The following is a 16,746-nucleotide window of genomic DNA, read 5'->3' as shown; positions in this document are numbered from 1 at the left end:
CCCCGTGGCACAAAGCCATACAACGGGAGGCGGAAAGCGTTGACCACCGCAAAGTGACCGGTCAGTTCAAACCTTTCGGTAGGGAACGGCGGATGTTTCGGCGCACGTCCGGCGGCTTGCCGCGCCCCGTACGGGCGCATGACGGTGACCCCGCGCACCCAAGATCGTTCCGTGGGCATGAAGATCACCAAGCGCACCGCAGCAGTCATCGTCCTCGCTCTCGCCGCGGCGGCCCTGGCCGCGGCCCTCGGCACGGCCGAGGCGGCGAACCGGAACCTTCCTCACCACCTCACCGCACCGGCCCTGTCCCCCGCCGTCGATACCCCCGAGGACGTGGAACTCGACGAGGCGGGCCGCCCCGACCTCCGCGAGGACTGACCGGGACGGCGGACGACGGCGGCCGGACACCGCCCGCACGGGGTGCCCGGCCGCTGTACCGGTTCCGGTCGCTGTGTCGGCGCCGGCCGCTGAGCGGAGTCCGGCCGCTCCGCCGGCTCCGACCGCCGCCCCGGTTCCGGTCGCTCTCAGTCCTCCCCGTCGTGGTCCTCCGCTCCGACGAGGGCCTCCATCAGGTCGACGGCGCTGCCGTCGTGATCACTGCCGGCGGTACCGCTGCCCGTCTGGAGGTTGGCCGTGCGGTCGACCTCCAGGATGGAGTCGGCCTGTGAGTTGTCGAGAACGGTGATCAGGCTTCCGTCCGCGACGGCGGGCCCGGCGGCGGCACCGAGCAGCGCGGCCGCGAGGACCCCGGCCGTACGCAGCCGGGGTGTCGCCCGCTCCACACGCCTCACATGCCTCACACGCCCACGCCCTCGCGCTCGCCCCGGTCACGGGCGATGTTCCGCTCCAGCAGCCGCGTCGACGCCTTCACCCCGACCCCGCTCGCGGGATCGACCTCGGGCAGCCGCCCGTCCGCCGCCCTCAGTTCGGCGAGGGCGGAGTGCATCGCCTCGTGGGCCGCGAACAGGCACGGGGTGCTGTAGATCGCGACGTCGACCCCGAGATCGGTGAGCTCGCTCAGCGACAGCCGGGGCGACTTGCCGCCGGCGATCTGGTTGAACAGCAGCGGCTTGTCCCCGACGACCTGGCGGATCCGCCGGATCCACTCCACGCTGCGCACCCCGTCGACCAGCACCACGTCGGCGTCGGTGGCCGCGAGCCGCTCGGCCCGATGCAGGATGTCGTGCTCGTCGGTGGCGTCCGTACGGGCCACCACCACCAGATCTTGACGCGTCGCCAGCACCTTCTCCAGCTTCTCCAGGTACTCGTCCAGCGGCAGCACCTGCTTGCCGTCGGCGTGCCCGCACCGGCGCGGCCGCTTCTGGTCCTCCAGGATCACCCCGGAGGCACCGATCCGCTCCAGCCCCTCGACGACGTGGCAGGCGACCTCCGGGTCGACGTACCCGTCGTCGATGTCCACCAGCAGGTGGTGGCTCGGGAACGCCCCCCGCAGCCGCTGGACGAACGCCACCATGTCGGGCCAGGCGATGAACCCGATGTCCGGCAGCCCGTAGTACGAGGCCGCGAAGCCGAAGCCGGAGACGAACATCCCGTCGTAGTGCTCGGCCGCGATCGACGCCGAGTACATGTCGTACACGCCGATCAGCGGTGTGGTCTCCGGCCCGGCGATCTGCTCGCGCAGCTTCTGTCCGTACGTCACCGTCTGGCTCCTCCTGTGCTTGAAATGGCCCTTTACCAGCACTAGAGGATTCCTAGAATTGAACGTGACCCTCTCCTTATGCGGGCTTTACTCACCCCATTGGCGCAACCGGTTCACCGGAGAAACGTCACTGGTACCGCCGGGCACCCGTACAACTCGTCTGTACGAGTGCAGGACGGTGAACGTACGCGCGCGGTTGGGGAGTTTGGTCTCATGGGCACGACTCGACGGTCACGGAGGAACGCCTCGGCGATGAAGATGGTGGGCGCGCTGCTCGCCCTCCACCGCGAGGCCGCCGGATACACACAGAGGACGCTGGGCGAGCGGTTCGTCGTCGGCGAGCAGCAGATCGCGTCGATCGAACAGGGTCGATCGAACAGGGCAGACGCCCACTGAAACCGGACCTGGCCGGAGGAGTATTTGGATCGGGAGCGGGAGGCGATCGTGATCTCGTGGTACGAGAGCCTGCTGGTGCCTGGCCTGTTACAGACGGAGGCGTACGCACGGGCCGTTTTCCGCAACAAGGTCCCGGTCTACGACGAGGACGAGATCGAGCAGCTTGTGGGGGCACGTATCGATCGCCACGAGATCCTGCACCGCAAAGCTCCACCGATGCCGAGCTTCGTGATCTGGGAAGCGGCACTACGAGACCGTCCGGGCGGGGACGAGGTGTACGTCGCACAGCTACGGCATCTGCGGGAGTCCGCCGACCTGCCCGGCCTGACGCTGCAGATCCTGCCGCTCGGCCGCACCTCTCACGCCGGGCTCGCTGGCCCGCTCATCCTCCTCGAAACCCCCGAACACCAGCGGCTCGCCTACACGGAGAACCAGCGCGGCAGTCAACTGATCGCGGATCCAGACGAGGTGGCGATCCTCAACCAGAAGTATGCGATGCTGCGGACACAGGCCCTCACCGCCGAGGACACGAAGAACCTGCTGGACCGTCTTCTGGGAGAGCGATGAGCAGCACCGCACTTGAGTGGTTCAAGTCGAGCTACAGCAGCGAGGAAGGCGGAGCCTGCGTCGAAGTCGCCCGCCGGCCGACCACCATCCACATACGCGACTCCAAGACCCCCTCCACCCCCCACCTCACAGTCTCCCCCACCGCCTGGACCGCCTTCCTGGAGCTGTCCCGGGATTAGCCACCCTCCCCCACGCTGTTGTCAGGAGCCCCGTCTCCGTTCGAGGGAAGGTCGCCCCGGCGGATCGGCTCGGTGGGGGTCGGGGCGGGGCTGGGGAGGAGCTCGGCGAGTTCCTTGGCAGAGGGGCGATGGACGGCGTGAGCCGCCTCGCGCAGGACCGCGCGGGAGACCTTCTCCCCGCTGATGTGGACCAGTTGGCCTTTCGCGGGTGCCACGCACTCCTCCTGCTTAGGGCAGCCGGCGGCGGTCGCGGTGCCGCTGTCGACGTAGAGGTGGAGGATGCCGCCGTCCTTCGACCAGTAGGAGACGGACCAGCCGTCGTCGCCGTTCACACCGACGGACTGCTGGGCGGGCACGAATCCGGACGCGTCGGTGACGTAGACGAGCTCGGGCGCGACGCCCAAAGCACGTACACGGGAGTCGAGTTGGGCCGTGTCGGGGGAGGCGGAGGCACCCCCCTCGGCTCTGACGTCGGCCTTCTTGGTGCCGCAGCCGACGGCGAGCAGGGCGGGGAGGAGAAGTAACACCGGCAGAACTCTCGCGGTACGGATCATGTGTTCATCCTGCCGTATGTCACTTGATGGACATGTCTCTTGAACGGGGACACGGGCGCCCTTAGCCTCGGCCGGAATGAATGCCATCCCCCCGCTACTGGACCACCTCGTGCTGGCGACCCCCGATCTGGCATCCACGGTCGCCGAGTTCGCCGGACGGACCGGTGTGACACCGGTCGTCGGCGGTGCCCACCCGGACCTCGGCACTCGCAACTACCTGGTGTCGCTGGGCGGCAGCAGCTACCTGGAGATCATCGGCCCGGACCCGGAACAGTCGCTGCCGGAGGGCGCGCACTCGTTCGGCGTCGACGGGCTCACCGAAGCACGCACGGTGACGTGGGCGATCAGCCCGCCGGACCTGGACGCGGCGGTGGCGGCCGCGCGGGCCCAGGGCTACGACCCCGGCACACCGCACCCGATGAACCGCCGCAGACCCGACGGCACCCTTCTGGAATGGCGCCTGACCGACAGCGACACGGCCCACCCGTCCGGCCTGGTGCCGTTCCTCATCGACTGGGGCGCCTCACCCCACCCGACCACTTCGGGCCTCCCCACCACTCCTCTGCGGGAAGTCTCGGCCACGGCCCCCGACACGGACGAGATCCGCACCCTGCTGACGGCCCTGAACACCGAACTCCACCTCAGCGAGGGCCCGGTCGGCTTCACCTTCACCGTGGAGACACCGAAAGGACATGTGACCTTCCGCTGAGTCCCCCTGGTCACTGTCGGGCCAATGGGAAGCCCCGCCGGATTCATGGAATCAGACGGGGCCCGTACCCACTATTCGAAGTTCACCGAAAATCGTTCGGCCAATCCGAATGATTCATCCTGCAGTTGGACGCGAAGGAGTACGTCGCGAATGCGCTCGAACTCCGCCCCACCCATGGCCGCCTTACTGAGCTCCGAGTTGGTCCATACGATTTCGACCGGTCGCTCGACGTCCGTTGACAGCCGATCCCACAAGGCGCTCAGGTTCGCCCCATAGTAGGGGCCGAAATCCAGAGCACGCGACAAGAGCTCATGGAGATCTGCCTCGGATCGAATTTCTGCACCATCGATTTCTACCCTCATGCTTTTCACTTCCAGTTGGGCAGCTGATAGAAGCTCGCATAGTGATCACTGGTCACATACGTGAGCCCATCATTCGAATAGACCAGTCGAGTTCCCGGCTGCTTCGAACGTTTCATCGAGCTGTCGATCGCCACGTCCGCCTCAAACCACGTACGCCCTGTGGCGGCGGGCAGCATCTTCAGATCGTCGTTGAATACGTCACCACCGATCTGGCCGCCGGGAACCTTGTTCGCCAGAGCCTTCCCAGGCTCCCAACCGGCAGCCTTGGCTTGGGCCTTCGTCACATAGTTGCCGGGCAGCTTACCCGTCGCCCGAAGACTTTCGATCAGTGGATTGGCTGCCTCCGCAGTGGCAAGTATGACGCTGAGCGGGGTGCTGCACGACGCATTGTGCACGAGGACCGGAGTGGCTCCTGCAAGCACAAAGTACGTGTGGACGATGTCGACGGTGAGGTTGTAAGTGCGCGCGTGCCGGGTGTAGGTGCGGTTACCGACGATGACGACAGTGGCGCCGGTGTCGGTACGGAGGGTCATGCCGGGATTGAGCTCGCCAGCTTTGATCCACTTTGCTTCGGACGGAGACCAGAAGGGGTGTTCGTACGTCGCGGTGAGCTTCTCGGTTCCGTGCTTCGCGCCGATGGACAGATCAGCGAAATGCTTGTCACCCTCGGTGACGATACGACGAACAATCTTGCGGGGTACCGTCTTACCGGATTTGGGATCGGTGGCGAGGACCTCGTCACCGACGTTGATCTCCTCAATTGCCTTGGCGGTGTGGTCGGCCAGCAGAACTTCGGTTCCAGCGAGGAAGCACGAGCAACCGCTGATGCCAATTCGGCCCGGCTTAGGGGATTCGAGGCCAACCCTACTACCCCACGCTTCGGCAAGCCCCCTACCTTCAGCCGGATCCGGCTCGGCCGCGGGCGCTCACGTCCGATTCGTTCAAGACCGCGCCCCGGCCGGAGGCCTACCGTGGGGCCATGACTCCACGATTCGCCGTGATCGGTGTGGTGGCCTCCGACCTGGCCGCCTCGCTTGCCTTCTACCGTCGTCTGGGGCTCGTGTTTCCCGAGGGGGCCGAGGAACAGCCGCATGTCGAGGCCGAGTTGCCCGGTGGGCTGGTGCTCGCTCTGGACACCGAGGAGACCGTTCGTTCGTTCCATGCCGGGTGGCGGGCGCCCGCCGGTGGGGGCCGGGTGGCGCTCGCCTTCCGGTGCGACTCGCCCGCCGAGGTGGACGCCGTCTACGAGGACCTGGTGGGCGCCGGGTACCACGGGGAACTCAAGCCGTGGGACGCCTTCTGGGGGCAGCGGTACGCCACCGTGCACGACCCCGACGGCAACGGCGTCGACCTGTTCGCGCCGCTTCCGTAGGCCGCCCGGCGCTCGTCACACGCCCAGGGCGTGGCCGAAGCGGAAGAGATTGCGTGGGTCGACGGTGCGCTTGACCTCGCGCAGGCGCGCACAGGCGGCCGGAGTCCAGTTGGCCGCCAGTTCCTCCGGCGTGGTCTCGCCGAGGAAGGTGAGCAGCGCGGTGCCGGTGGTCCAGGGCTTCAGGGCGTTCAGGACGCCCGTGCCCAGCGCCGGAACGGTCTTCTCCAGGCCGGGGAACATCGGTCCGACCACGTGCACGGAGTACGCGCCGTCGCGGCCCGCCACCGCGTTGGGCGGGGCCGCGGGACGCGCCAGCGCGCCGCCGAGCTGCCGAAGTTCCACGATGAGGGGCGGCAGGTCCGCCTCCGGTGCGGCGGCGTCGAGCAGGGTGTCCACCGTGTCGGCGTCGAGGGAGTGCAGCTGGGCCCCTTGGTGCCAGCTCGGGATGGGGTCCTTCGAGTCCTGGTGCACCGTGTCCACGGCCTGGAACGGGATCTCCCCCACCTGTCCCATGATCGGCTCCGCGACCGCCCGCATCGGCGCCAGCAGCGCCTCCCCCTCCCGCGCCGGGCCGTGGTGCGAGAACCGCAGGTGGAGCAGGGACTGTCCGCGCAGGTGCGCCGGCACCGCCTCCAGCGGCGGCAGCCGCAGCTGCAGGGCGACGGAGCTGCTCGCGGGCTCGGGGAGGGTGGGCGCCCAGGTGCGGTAGGCGTGCAGCACCCGGGAGGCCGCCGAGGAGGGGAAGAAGAGCCCGCCCGCGTACAGGGTCTTCACCGGGAAGAGCCGTATGTCGAGGGCGGTGACCACGCCGAAGTTGCCCTGTCCGCCGCGCGCGGCCCAGAACAGCTCCGGCTCGCTGTCCGCCGTGATGTGCCGCAGCCGGCCGTCGGGGGTCACCAGGCCTATCGCGAGCACGTGGTCGGCGGCGAAGCCGTACTCACGGCCGAGCAGTCCGACCCCGCCGCCGAGCGTGTAGCCGACGACGCCGACCCCGGAGGACGAGCCGCACAGCGGCGCGAGGCCGTGCGCGGCGGCGGCGTCGACCACCTCGCGCCAGCGGGCTCCGGCCTCCACGCGTGCCACGCGCCGCTGCGCGTCGACCGTGACCCGGTGCATGCGCCGGGTGCTGATGATCAGCGATCCCTCGGAGGCGCCGGCACCGTGCCCCGTGGACCGGACGTCGATCGGGACACCGCGCTCGGCCGCCCACTGCACCGCGTTCTGCACGTCCCGCGAACCGGTGACGGCCACCACGGCGAGCGGCCGGTGCACCACGGCCGGGTTGAACCCCGCGATCTCGTACGGCAGTTCGGGGTCGCCCGGCGCGAACACGGAGCCCGTCACGCCGGAGCGCAGCGACTCCAGGCCGTCGGCGGTGTGCTGGACAGAGGCCAGTGACATGGGGATCAACTCTCCGGTCGGGCGACAGGCTTCGGGCCGTCCGGCCGCGGGGCCGGGCGGTGTGCAGAGTCTGGCCGTCCGCTCTGGAAGCCTTCTCAAGCCGGAGTCGACCTCAAGCCGGGGTCGACGCGTTGCCGATCGCCAGGTAGCCGCTCGGCGTCATGCCCGCCAACTCCCGTACGTCACGTGAGAGATGCGCCTGATCGGCATAGCCGGCGCGCGCCGCCGTCTCCGCGAAGGGCACCCCGGCCCGGGCCAGCGCGAGAGCCCTGCGCATCCGCAGGATCCGGGCCAGGGTCTTGGGGCCGTAGCCGAAGGCGGTCAGGCAGCGCCGGTGCAACTGGCGGGCGCCGAGGCCCAGTTCGTCGGCGACGGCGGCCACCGGGCGGCCCGCCTCCAGGGCCGCGACGAGCCGGCCCAGGTACGCCTCGGGCGGATCGACCTCCGCCGCCCGCTCCAGCGCGATCTCCTCCAGCGCCGCCGCCGGGTCCGGCGCCGCCTCCAGCCGGGCGCGCAGGCGTCGTACCGCACCGGCGGGCCACAGATCGGCCAACTCCACGCGCCGGTCGCGCAGTTCGTGCGCCGGGACGCCGAGGTGGGCGGGCGCGGCGCCGGGCCGGAAACGGACGCCCGCCCAGCGCGCGGGCGGGCCCCCGGGGACGTACGCACGGGTGTCGGGGCCGGCCACCAGCAGCCGCCCCTCGCTCCACAACAGGTCCATGCAACCGTCCGGCAGGACGGGCCGCACGACCGGATCCTCCAGGGTGCGCCACCACACCACGGCGCCGGTCAGCCGGGACGCCCGCTCCTCGTACACGTACGCCAGGCTACGCCGCGCGCGTCCGGTGCTCCTGAGGGCTCACGCCGTACACCCGCTTGAAGGCGCCGGACAGGGCGAACGCGCTGCCGTAGCCGACCTGGCGGGCGATGGCGGCGATGGTGTCCTCGGAGTCGCGCAGCCGGTCGGCGGCGAGCGCGAGCCGCCAGCCCGTGAGGTACGACATCGGCGGCTCGCCCACCAGATCCGTGAAGCGGCGGGCGAGCGCGGCGCGCGACACCCCGGCCTTCGCGGCGAGGGACGCCACCGTCCAGGGGTGCGCCGGGTCGTCCTGGAGCAGGCGCAGCACACGGCCGACGACGGGGTCGGCCAGCGCCCGGTACCAGGCCGGGGTCTCGGCCTGAGGCCGGGAGAACCAGGCCCGCAGGGCGGCGATCACCAGCAGGTCGAGGAGCCGGTCGAGGACGACCTCCTGCCCCGGCTCGTCGCGCACGATCTCCTCCATGAGGAGCGGGGTGAACGGGCAGGGCCACTCGTCCGCGGTGAGGGACAGCAGCGGCGGCAGCGCGTCCAGCAGCCGGCCGCTGATCTCGCCCTGCATCAGGTACGTGCCGATCAGCATGACCGTCGAGCCGTCCAGGCGGTCGCCCCAGGTGCGCACGCCCAGGTCCATGGAGCCCCGCAGGGAGGTCCCGTCGGGGTAGTTGCACTCACCGCCCGGCAGGATCAGCGCCTGCGGGGCGGTGTCCGGGGCGTCGGCACAGGTGTACGGGTCGGGGCCGCGCGCGATGGCCAGGTCGCCGGCCCGCAGCCGGATCCGCTCACCGCCGCCGTCCGGCGTGATCCAGGCGTCCCCGCGCACCATGAGCATGACCGTCAGCGGGGCGTGGTCCTCCACACGGACGGACCACGGCGGGTCGAAGCACGCCCGGATCATGAAGGCGCCACGCGCGCGTGGGCCTTCCAAGAGGCCTGCGAGGGGGTCCATGGGGGTCAGCGTAGACGCGCGCGTATGGGAATGAGCCGTTCAGCGATGGCCGGTGAGAACCCGCGGAGGTTGACTCGATGGCATGACACAGGACAGGCGGAAGATGACGGTGGTGGTGACGGGCGCCTCGGGTCGTACCGGGCGTCGGGTGGCGGAGTCCGCGCAGGCCGCGGGGCTGACCGTGCGGCCGGCCACGCGGGCGCACGGCTTCGACTGGACGGACCGGTCGACCTGGGCGGACACGTTGCGCGGGGCCGACGCGGCGTATCTGGTGCACCCGTCGGATGTGGGGTCGCTGGACGCGGCCCGGGCGGTGGGGCTGCTCGCCCATGAGGCGGTGTCCCTCGGGGTACGGCGGCTGGTGCTGCTGTCGGCGCGGGGCGAGGAGTCGGCGCGGCCGACCGAGGAGGCGCTGCGGGAGTCCAACGCCGACTGGACGGTCGTCCAGGCGTCCTGGTTCATGCAGAACTTCAGCGAGGGACCGCTGGTGGAGGGGCTGCGGGAGACCGGGGAACTGGTGTTCCCGGCCGGGGAGGTGCGCGAGCCGTTCGTCGACGTGCGGGACATCGCGGACGTGGTGGTGGGGGTGCTCGCCGCGAGCGAGCGGTACATCGGACGGTCCGTGGCGGTCTCGGGGGCCCGGCTGCTGACCTTCGGGGAGGCGGTCGCGGAGATCGGGGCGGCGGCGGGGCGCGAGCTGACGTACCGGCCGGTTCCCGCGCGCGAGTACGGCGAGATCCTGGCCGGTTTCGGGCTGCCGGCCGAGGAGGTCGAGTTCCTGGTCGACGTGTTCGAGTCGCTGCTCGACGGACGGAACGCCTACCTCTCGGACGGCGTGCAGCAGGTGCTGGGCCGCGCGCCGCGCGACTTCACGGACTTCGCCCGGGAGGCCGCGGCGGCCGGAACGTGGAAGCCCTGAGGGCGAAAAGGACCACCCCGGCGGGCCGGTGAGGCGCCGAGGTCACTGGTCGGGGTGCGTCGTCTTCCCGTTGGTCTGAGCCGTGCCCCCGCCGGGCTTGTGGGTGTGGTGGTGCGTGCTCTTCACATGGGCGCGCAGCCGGGCCGTGACGTCCTCCGGGGGCAGGAAGCGGGACCAGCGTTCCGGGAACTCTGACGGCATGTCGGGGTCGTCGGGGTCGGCCTCGCGGGCGGCGGCGGCACGGGCGACGTACTCGACGACCTGGGCCTCGCGCAGCCGCTCGTTGGCGGCGCGGGCCGCGGCCGTGGCGGCGGCCGGCCAGACCCGGTCGATGGCGGCGTTGACCGCCGCGCCGACGAGGACCGCGAAGGCGGACACACCGATCCACAGGAGCACGGCCACGGCGGCCGCCAGGGAGCCGTAGATCGTCGCGCCCTCGATGGTGTTCGTCAGGTAGATGCGGAGCAGGAAGCTGCCGAGCACCCACATGGCGAGGGCCACCAGGGCTCCGGGCACGTCCTCGATCCACGGGGAGCGCACGGGTACGGACACGTGGTACAGCGTCGTCAGGAACACGATCGACAGGACGATCACCACGGGCCAGTACAGGACCTGCACCACCGTCTCCGACCAGGGCACGATCCGCACCACCGCGTCCGGCCCCGCGACCATCAGCGGCAGCGCGACCGAGCCGATCAGCAGCGCCACGATGAACAGCAGGAAGGACATCACCCGGGTCCTGACGATGCCCCGGACGCCGTCGAGGCCGTACATCACGGTGATCGTGTCGATGAAGACGTTCACCGCGCGGGAACCCGACCACAGGGCGAACAGGAAGCCGATGGAGATGACGTCGGGCCGGCCGCCCCGCATCACGTCGTGCAGGATGGGCTCGGCGATCTCCTTCACGCCCCGGTCGGACAGCACGGTCCGCGAGGCCTCCAGGAGGTTGCTCTCCAGACTCTGGATGGTGTCGGCGCCGGTCCAGTCGTCGACGTAGCCGAGCAGCCCGATGAGGCTGAGCAGCAGGGGCGGCACCGACAGCAGGGTGAAGAACGCGGCCTCGGCGGCGAGACCGAGGATGCGGTACTCCATGCACGAGTCGACGGTGTCCTTCAGCAGCAGCCAGACGGTCCTGCGCTTGGAGACGTTCCGGTACAGGGCTCTGGCCCGGTGGAGGCGACCCTCGGGCCGCTCAGAGGATTCACTTGCTGGCTGCACGACCTAAAGGTATCCGCCGCGCCGCACCGCACTCACCTCGTGGCAGTCTGGTGACCACCGCCGCCGCCCCGGGTAGGTTCGCAGACATGGCACGCATCACCACCCACACCGTGACGAACCAGCCGCCACCGCTGGTCGGATACGACGTCTTCGGTGCCGACCGGGCCCTGGTGGAGGCGGTCGAACGCCACACCGACCCCGCTCTGCTCGACGAGGTGCTCGACGAGTTGTCCGCGCTCGGCCGGTCCGCGGGCTCCGCGCAGGTGCAGGAGTGGGGTGTGCAGGCCAACGAGAACCCGCCCCGGCTGCGCACGCACGACCGCTACGGCCGGCGGATCGACGAGGTCGAGTTCCATCCGTCCTGGCACCGGCTGCTCGGCAAGGGCGTCGCGGCGGGGCTGACCACCGCCTGGGTGCGCCCGGCCGGGCACGTGCGGCGGGCGGCCGGGTTTCTCGTCTGGACGCAGGTCGAGGCCGGCAACGGCTGCCCGCTGTCGATGACCCACGCGGCGGTGCCGGCGCTGCGCACCGACCCGGAGCTGGCCGCCGCGTGGGAACCGCGGCTGACCTCCACCATCTACGAGCGCGAGTTGCGGCCCGCCCACCTCAAGGCCGGCGCGGTCTTCGGGATGGGGATGACCGAGAAGCAGGGCGGCAGCGACGTACGGGCGAACACGACCGCCGCGCGGCCGCTCGCCGAGGACGGGACGTACGAGCTGACCGGACACAAGTGGTTCTGCTCGGCGCCGATGTCCGACGGCTTCCTGGTGCTGGCCCAGGCACCCGGCGGGCTGACCTGCTTTCTCGTCCCCCGGATCCTGGCCGACGGCACCCGGAACACGTTCATGATCCAGCGGCTGAAGGACAAGCTGGGCAACCGGTCGAACGCCTCCGGCGAGGTCGAGTTCGACGGGACCTGGGCGCGCCGGGTCGGCGAGGAGGGGCGCGGGGTGCGGACCATCATCGAGATGGTCGCCGCGACCCGGCTCGACTGCGTGCTCGGCTCGGCGGGGCTGATGCGGCAGGCGGTGGCCCAGGCGGTGCACCACTGCGCCCACCGCGAGGCGTTCGGCGGCAAGCTGGTCGACAAGCCGCTGATGCGCAACGTCCTGGCCGACCTCGCGCTGGAGTCGGAGGCGGCGACCGCGCTCGCGCTGCGGCTGGCGGCCGCCTACGACGACGACGGCGAGCAGGAGCGGGTACTGCTGCGGCTCGCGGTGCCGGCCGCCAAGTACTGGGTGACCAAGCGCTGTACGCCGGTGACGGTGGAGGCGGCCGAGTGCCTGGGCGGCAACGGCTACGTCGAGGAGTCGGGGATGCCGCGCCTGGTGCGCGAGTCGCCGCTCAACTCCGTCTGGGAGGGCGCCGGGAACGTCCAGGCGCTGGACGTGCTGCGGGCGCTGCGGCGCGAGCCGCAGGCGCTCGACGCCTTTTTGGTGGAGGTCGGCCGGGCGCGGGGCGCCGACCACCGGCTCGACACGGCGGTCAAGAACCTGCTGACCGAACTCGGCGACCTGGAGCGGGTCGAGGGCCGTGCGCGGCGGCTCGTCGAGCGGATGGCGCTGGTGCTCCAGGGGTCGCTGCTGGTGCGGTACGCGCCACCGGAGGTCGCCGACACGTTCTGCGCGTCCCGGCTGGGCGGCGACCGGGGCGCGGCCTTCGGCACGCTGCCGGACACCCTGGACCTGGCCTCGATCGTGGCTCGGGCCCGGCCGCTGCCCTGACCGCCGAGCAGCGCCGGGGCCGGAGGCGGGCGTCGCGGGGGTGGTGCTGCGCCGACACGGCACCACCCCCGCTTCCTGGCCCGTTCGAGGCCACGAACGCCGCTCGAGGCGGCGCTGCTCAAGTTTCAGACACCCTCCGCCCGTCCACCAGGGTTGCAAGGGGTTGCAACTTGCTGGCATATATGCGCGGAGTGCCTCCCTCCTCCGCGAGCAAACGGCAGTATGAGAACTGGAGTCGGACCGGAAACCGCCGCCCGGACCGCTTGACAGACGAGTGTTCATATGTCCGTTCCAGGAGGATTCCTGTGGCGAACCCGCCGCTGAACGTGGCACGACTCGCCGCCGTCGACGCGGCACAGGCGGCACGGCTGCTCAGCGAGCTGCGCGAGGCCACGCTCGCCGGAGAGCCGGCGCGGATCGCGCCGCGCCCGGTGATCGAGCAGTCCTGGGGCCGGATGCTGCGCGGCGGCGTCGACCCGGACCACGACTTCCGGACGGGGCTGCTCAGTCCCGACGAAGTCCGGCGCAGACGGGAGGAATCGCCCCTGCGGCATGTCCTGCCGGTGCTGCGCGAAGGCCTGCTTTCGGTCGCCGACGTCACCCAGCACATCATGGTGATCGCGGACGCGGACGGCCGGGTGCTGTGGCGCGAGGGCTCCGCGCCGGTGCTGCGCAAGGCGGACGGGATCGGCTTCGAACCGGGCGCGGACTGGCGGGAGGACGTCGTCGGCACCAACGGCGTGGGCACCCCCGTTGTGGCGCGCCGGCCCGTCCAGGTGTTCGCCGCCGAGCACTTCGTACGCTCCTACGCCTCCTGGACCTGCACCGGCGCCCCCATCACCGACCCCAGGGACGGCAGCCTGATCGGCGTCGTCGACGTCAGCGGACCGCTGGAGACGATGCATCCGGCCACGCTCGCCTGGGTCGCCTCGGTGGCCGGGCTCGCCGAGGCGCGGTTGCGGGAGATGCACCAGGAGGCGCTGGAGCGGCTGCGCGCGGTGGGGGCGCCGGTGCTGGCCCGGATCGACGGGCGGGCCCTGGTGGTGGACCGGGACGGCTGGACCGCCGCGGTCACGGGGCTGGCGTACGTCCGGCGCGTCGGGCTGCCCAAGTCCCCGGCGGCGGGCCGCCGGTGGCTGCCGACGCTCGGCCTGTGCCAACTGGAGCCGCTGGCCGGGGGCTGGCTGGTGCGCCCGGTGGACGAGCCGGTGCCGCCGGCCGCGACCCGGGTCGTCCTGGACCTGGCCCAGCCGCGCCACTGGTCGGTGACGGTCTACGGCTCCGCGGGCTCCTGGTGCCGCGAACTCAGCCCCCGGCACGCCGAGTTGCTCTACCTGCTGGCCGTGCGCCGGTCCGGCCGCAGCGCGTCGGGCCTGGCCGAGGACATGTTCGCGGACGCGTCCCGCACGGTGACGGTCCGTGCCGAGATGTCCCGCATACGGCGGTATCTCGGGGCGGTCCTGGACCATCGGCCGTATCGTTTCTGCGAGGACGTCGACGTCGAGGTGCTGCTGCCCGACGACCCCCGTGACCTGCTGCCGCACTCCACGTCCCCGGCGGTGCGCCACCCCTGAACAGGGTGACCGATTCGGTGCATCCGGGGAGCATCTTCCGCATAATTGCGCGGTCTTCACCTTCCGGCGGGCCCGACTGCCGTAGCATCGCTCTACGGGTCACCCCACCTGCTCCTCGGTCAACGTACGGACCACCAGGCGCAGTTGGCCCGCCTCGGGAGGAAGCATGAAGCAACGCGGCAAACGCGGAAGACACCGTCGACGCAAACGGGGCCGGGCCCTACGGGGCTTCCTGGCGGGAACCGCGCTCGCGCTCACCGCGGCCGCCACCATGATCACCGCTTCACAGGCCACGGTCGCCGACGACCCGGGCGCCCTGAAGCCGCTCACCTCCCCCTCCGACACCGCACCGCTGCGCCTGCGGGAACACCTGGTTCCGCGGCGCACGCTCGACCGCCTGGCCACGGCGATGGGCCGCCCGGTCGGCGTCGACGCCGTCCTCAGGAGCGCCGACCGCGCCCTGCTCGATGCGGCCGACTGCACCTCCGCCGAGCGGGCGACGCTGCCCGTCGCCCCGGCGGCCACCCGCGCCTACTGCTGGGACCCCGCCGACACCGCCACGCCCGACTGGCGGCCGGCGTCGGTGACCGCCTCCGGTGACGCCGCCCACACCGGCACCCGGGAATCGCACGGGGTGATCCTGGCCGGCTGGACCCACAGCGCCACGGCCGGATCGAGCACGGAGCGCGGACTGGCCCGGGTCGCCTTCGTGGACGCCACCGACCCCGCGCGCCTCGCCTACCGCTGGGTGCTGCTCGCCGTCCCCACGGCCGACGGCCGCGACTACCGCGGCCTCGTCTCCCCCGTCTCCGGAATGGTCCGGTACCAGGACAAGCTCCTGGTCACGGCCGGCCGGGGGACGGCCGAGGCCCTCTACGTCTACGACCTGAACCGCATCCAGCGCACGACCGTGGCGGCCCCGGCGATCGGCAGGGTGCCCGGCGGCTGGTCGGCCGACGGATACGGGTACGTGATGCCCGCGGTGGGCAGCTACCGGTTCACGACCGGCCCGTGCGGGTCCGACGACACGGACGCCCCGTGCCCGGGCACGCTCTCCCTCGACCGCGGCCCGGCGACGGCCGGCCTGGTCGCGAGCGAGTGGACCCCCGCCGACAGCGACCACCGCGCCCGTCTGTGGCGCTATGCCTTCAGCGTGGACCCGTCCCGCGCGGGCCTGCTCGACACCGACGCGGCGGGGCGGGTGAAGGCGGTCGAGGCGTACCGGACCCGGGCAGCCGGGATCCGGGGCGTGCTGGCCTACCACCGGACCGGGTCCGCGCGGCCCGCCTTCTACCTCGGGCGCGTCCCCGACTCCCGGTCCGGCCACGGCGGCCTGTGGCGCCAGGACACGGACGGCGCGCGGGCCACACGCTGCGGCGCGGACGCGACACACCTGTGCTGGGCCCAGGAGCCCGGATCCCTCTCCTACGGGCAGGAGAGGGGCGAGGTGTGGTCGCTGTCGGGCCGGATGCTCTTCTCCGTCCCGCTGGGCTCGATCGACAGTTCGCTGGGTTAGATGATTCCCTGACCCGCATGAGCACCATCAGCGTCACCACCTGGTCCCTGGAGCAGACGTCCCCGGCCGACCTCCTCGCCGCCAGCGCTCCCGACGGTGACGTCCGGATCGTCCGCGCCGAGGTCCCCTCCCCCGAGTTCAGCCGGTTCCTGTACGCCTCGGTCGGCGGCGACATCCTGTGGACCGACCGGCTCGGCTGGACCTACGCCCGGTGGCGGGAGCAGCTGGAGCGGCCGGGCGTGGAGACCTGGGTGGCCTACGACCGCGGCACGCCGGCCGGGTACGTGGAGCTCGACCCGCAGGACGACGGTGTCGTGGAGATCGCCTACTTCGGCCTCGTTCCGGCCTTCCGGGGCCGGCGCATCGGCGGCCACCTGCTCGCGTACGGCACGGCCCGCGCCTGGGATCTGGCGGAGCGCTGGCCGCAGCGGGTCCCCACCAAGCGGGTGTGGCTCCACACGTGCAGCAAGGACGGCGAGTTCGCGATGGACAACTACCAGCGGCGGGGCTTCAAGCTGTTCGCCACCTTGGTCGAGCCGGAGCAGGAGAAGCAGACCCCGGGTCCCTGGCCCGGCGCGTACCCCGCCTGAACCGCCGCATACCGTTCCTGACCTGCATCGACAAGACCTCGTACCAGCTATGTGATCGACGCCACCCTTGTTCCGCATTGTGGGACAAGGGTGTCCACATGACGGACGAAGCTGGACTGTGTCCAGATTGCCATGACACGCTTCCGTCATGCCTGGAACTGGAATTGCCTTGGTGAGTCGGCGGCACGTCGACCTCGGCCGCATGTCCAGCGCCATCTGTCCGGCGAGCTGACCGC

Annotated in this window: 19 protein-coding genes and 1 pseudogene; 11 read left to right on the top strand and 9 right to left on the bottom strand. The window is 71.2% G+C overall.

Annotation, left to right across the window (positions count from 1 at the left end):
* The first annotated feature begins 177 nt into the window (after positions 1-177).
* Entirely contained in the window at positions 178-378 is a 201-nt protein-coding gene (locus tag ACWGKT_RS20930; protein WP_235460333.1) for a hypothetical protein, read from the top strand.
* 146 nt (positions 379-524) lie between these two features.
* On the opposite strand, the gene ACWGKT_RS20925 is transcribed toward ACWGKT_RS20930, so the two are convergent.
* Both ACWGKT_RS20925 and ACWGKT_RS20920 read right to left on the bottom strand, forming a co-directional pair.
* A complete protein-coding gene (locus tag ACWGKT_RS20925; RefSeq protein WP_356152708.1) occupies positions 525-782 on the bottom strand; it encodes a hypothetical protein in 258 nt (85 codons plus the stop codon).
* 14 nt (positions 783-796) lie between these two features.
* Positions 797-1,660, bottom strand: coding sequence for an isocitrate lyase/PEP mutase family protein (locus ACWGKT_RS20920; RefSeq protein WP_453274864.1), 864 nt, complete (start codon positions 1,658-1,660; stop codon positions 797-799).
* Positions 1,661-1,873: 213 nt separating this feature from the next.
* Here ACWGKT_RS20920 and ACWGKT_RS20915 point away from each other — a divergent pair.
* Positions 1,874-2,623 (top strand): annotated as a pseudogene (locus ACWGKT_RS20915) (Scr1 family TA system antitoxin-like transcriptional regulator).
* The gene (locus tag ACWGKT_RS20910) at positions 2,620-2,802 is read left to right on the top strand and encodes a DUF397 domain-containing protein (RefSeq protein WP_453274863.1); all 183 of its coding nucleotides are present in this window, start codon (positions 2,620-2,622) and stop codon (positions 2,800-2,802) included. Before ACWGKT_RS20915 ends, ACWGKT_RS20910 begins: the two are co-directional and overlap by 4 nt.
* Here ACWGKT_RS20910 and ACWGKT_RS20905 read toward each other — a convergent pair.
* A complete protein-coding gene (locus ACWGKT_RS20905; protein ID WP_453274862.1) occupies positions 2,799-3,356 on the bottom strand; it encodes a membrane lipoprotein in 558 nt (185 codons plus the stop codon). The genes ACWGKT_RS20910 and ACWGKT_RS20905 overlap by 4 nt on opposite strands.
* A 76-nt stretch (positions 3,357-3,432) precedes the next feature.
* Between ACWGKT_RS20905 and ACWGKT_RS20900 the strand changes: the two genes are divergently transcribed.
* Positions 3,433-4,065 carry a VOC family protein gene (locus ACWGKT_RS20900; RefSeq protein ID WP_453274861.1) on the top strand — a complete coding sequence of 211 codons (633 nt, stop codon included), beginning with the start codon at positions 3,433-3,435 and terminating at the stop codon, positions 4,063-4,065.
* Positions 4,066-4,136: 71 nt separating this feature from the next.
* Here ACWGKT_RS20900 and ACWGKT_RS20895 read toward each other — a convergent pair whose 3' ends face one another.
* Complete coding sequence (locus ACWGKT_RS20895; RefSeq protein WP_453274860.1) at positions 4,137-4,427, bottom strand: barstar family protein; 291 nt, start codon at positions 4,425-4,427, stop codon at positions 4,137-4,139.
* A gap of 5 nt (positions 4,428-4,432) precedes the next feature.
* The gene (locus ACWGKT_RS20890; protein WP_453274893.1) at positions 4,433-5,188 is read right to left on the bottom strand and encodes a polymorphic toxin-type HINT domain-containing protein; all 756 of its coding nucleotides are present in this window, start codon (positions 5,186-5,188) and stop codon (positions 4,433-4,435) included.
* Positions 5,189-5,406: 218 nt separating this feature from the next.
* Here ACWGKT_RS20890 and ACWGKT_RS20885 point away from each other — a divergent pair, with 218 nt between their 5' ends.
* Positions 5,407-5,799, top strand: a complete 393-nt coding sequence (locus ACWGKT_RS20885) for a VOC family protein (protein ID WP_453274859.1) — start codon at positions 5,407-5,409, stop codon at positions 5,797-5,799.
* A 15-nt stretch (positions 5,800-5,814) separates the two neighbouring features.
* On the opposite strand, the gene ACWGKT_RS20880 is transcribed toward ACWGKT_RS20885, so the two are convergent.
* From ACWGKT_RS20880 to ACWGKT_RS20870, 3 genes are all read right to left on the bottom strand, one after another.
* Positions 5,815-7,200 (bottom strand): FAD-binding oxidoreductase, encoded by a 1,386-nt coding sequence (locus tag ACWGKT_RS20880; RefSeq protein WP_453274858.1) that lies wholly within the window; start codon positions 7,198-7,200, stop codon positions 5,815-5,817.
* Between the two features lie 112 nt (positions 7,201-7,312).
* Complete coding sequence (locus ACWGKT_RS20875) at positions 7,313-8,017, bottom strand: helix-turn-helix transcriptional regulator (protein ID WP_356152692.1); 705 nt, start codon at positions 8,015-8,017, stop codon at positions 7,313-7,315.
* A 10-nt stretch (positions 8,018-8,027) separates the two neighbouring features.
* Positions 8,028-8,966 (bottom strand): AraC family transcriptional regulator, encoded by a 939-nt coding sequence (locus tag ACWGKT_RS20870; protein WP_356152690.1) that lies wholly within the window; start codon positions 8,964-8,966, stop codon positions 8,028-8,030.
* Between the two features lie 82 nt (positions 8,967-9,048).
* Between ACWGKT_RS20870 and ACWGKT_RS20865 the strand changes: the two genes are divergently transcribed.
* Positions 9,049-9,885, top strand: coding sequence for an NmrA family NAD(P)-binding protein (locus ACWGKT_RS20865; protein WP_356152688.1), 837 nt, complete (start codon positions 9,049-9,051; stop codon positions 9,883-9,885).
* 42 nt (positions 9,886-9,927) lie between these two features.
* On the opposite strand, the gene ACWGKT_RS20860 is transcribed toward ACWGKT_RS20865, so the two are convergent.
* A complete protein-coding gene (locus ACWGKT_RS20860; RefSeq protein ID WP_453274857.1) occupies positions 9,928-11,106 on the bottom strand; it encodes a YihY/virulence factor BrkB family protein in 1,179 nt (392 codons plus the stop codon).
* An 86-nt stretch (positions 11,107-11,192) separates the two neighbouring features.
* Between ACWGKT_RS20860 and ACWGKT_RS20855 the strand changes: the two genes are divergently transcribed.
* From ACWGKT_RS20855 to ACWGKT_RS20835, 5 genes are all read left to right on the top strand, one after another.
* The gene (locus ACWGKT_RS20855; protein WP_453274856.1) at positions 11,193-12,830 is read left to right on the top strand and encodes an acyl-CoA dehydrogenase family protein; all 1,638 of its coding nucleotides are present in this window, start codon (positions 11,193-11,195) and stop codon (positions 12,828-12,830) included.
* A 305-nt stretch (positions 12,831-13,135) separates the two neighbouring features.
* Positions 13,136-14,404: a GAF domain-containing protein gene (locus tag ACWGKT_RS20850; protein WP_453274855.1), complete on the top strand. Its 1,269-nt coding sequence runs from the start codon at positions 13,136-13,138 to the stop codon at positions 14,402-14,404.
* A gap of 166 nt (positions 14,405-14,570) precedes the next feature.
* Positions 14,571-15,920: a hypothetical protein gene (locus ACWGKT_RS20845; RefSeq protein WP_453274854.1), complete on the top strand. Its 1,350-nt coding sequence runs from the start codon at positions 14,571-14,573 to the stop codon at positions 15,918-15,920.
* 17 nt (positions 15,921-15,937) lie between these two features.
* Entirely contained in the window at positions 15,938-16,510 is a 573-nt protein-coding gene (locus tag ACWGKT_RS20840) for a GNAT family N-acetyltransferase (protein WP_453274853.1), read from the top strand.
* Between the two features lie 148 nt (positions 16,511-16,658).
* A complete protein-coding gene (locus tag ACWGKT_RS20835; protein ID WP_310739661.1) occupies positions 16,659-16,742 on the top strand; it encodes a putative leader peptide in 84 nt (27 codons plus the stop codon).
* Positions 16,743-16,746: the final 4 nt, after the last annotated feature.

The organism is Streptomyces sp. NPDC054794 (genome assembly GCF_053611585.1).
The sequence above is the reverse complement of the archived record's forward strand: the minus strand, read 5'-3'. Positions and strand labels throughout refer to the sequence as shown.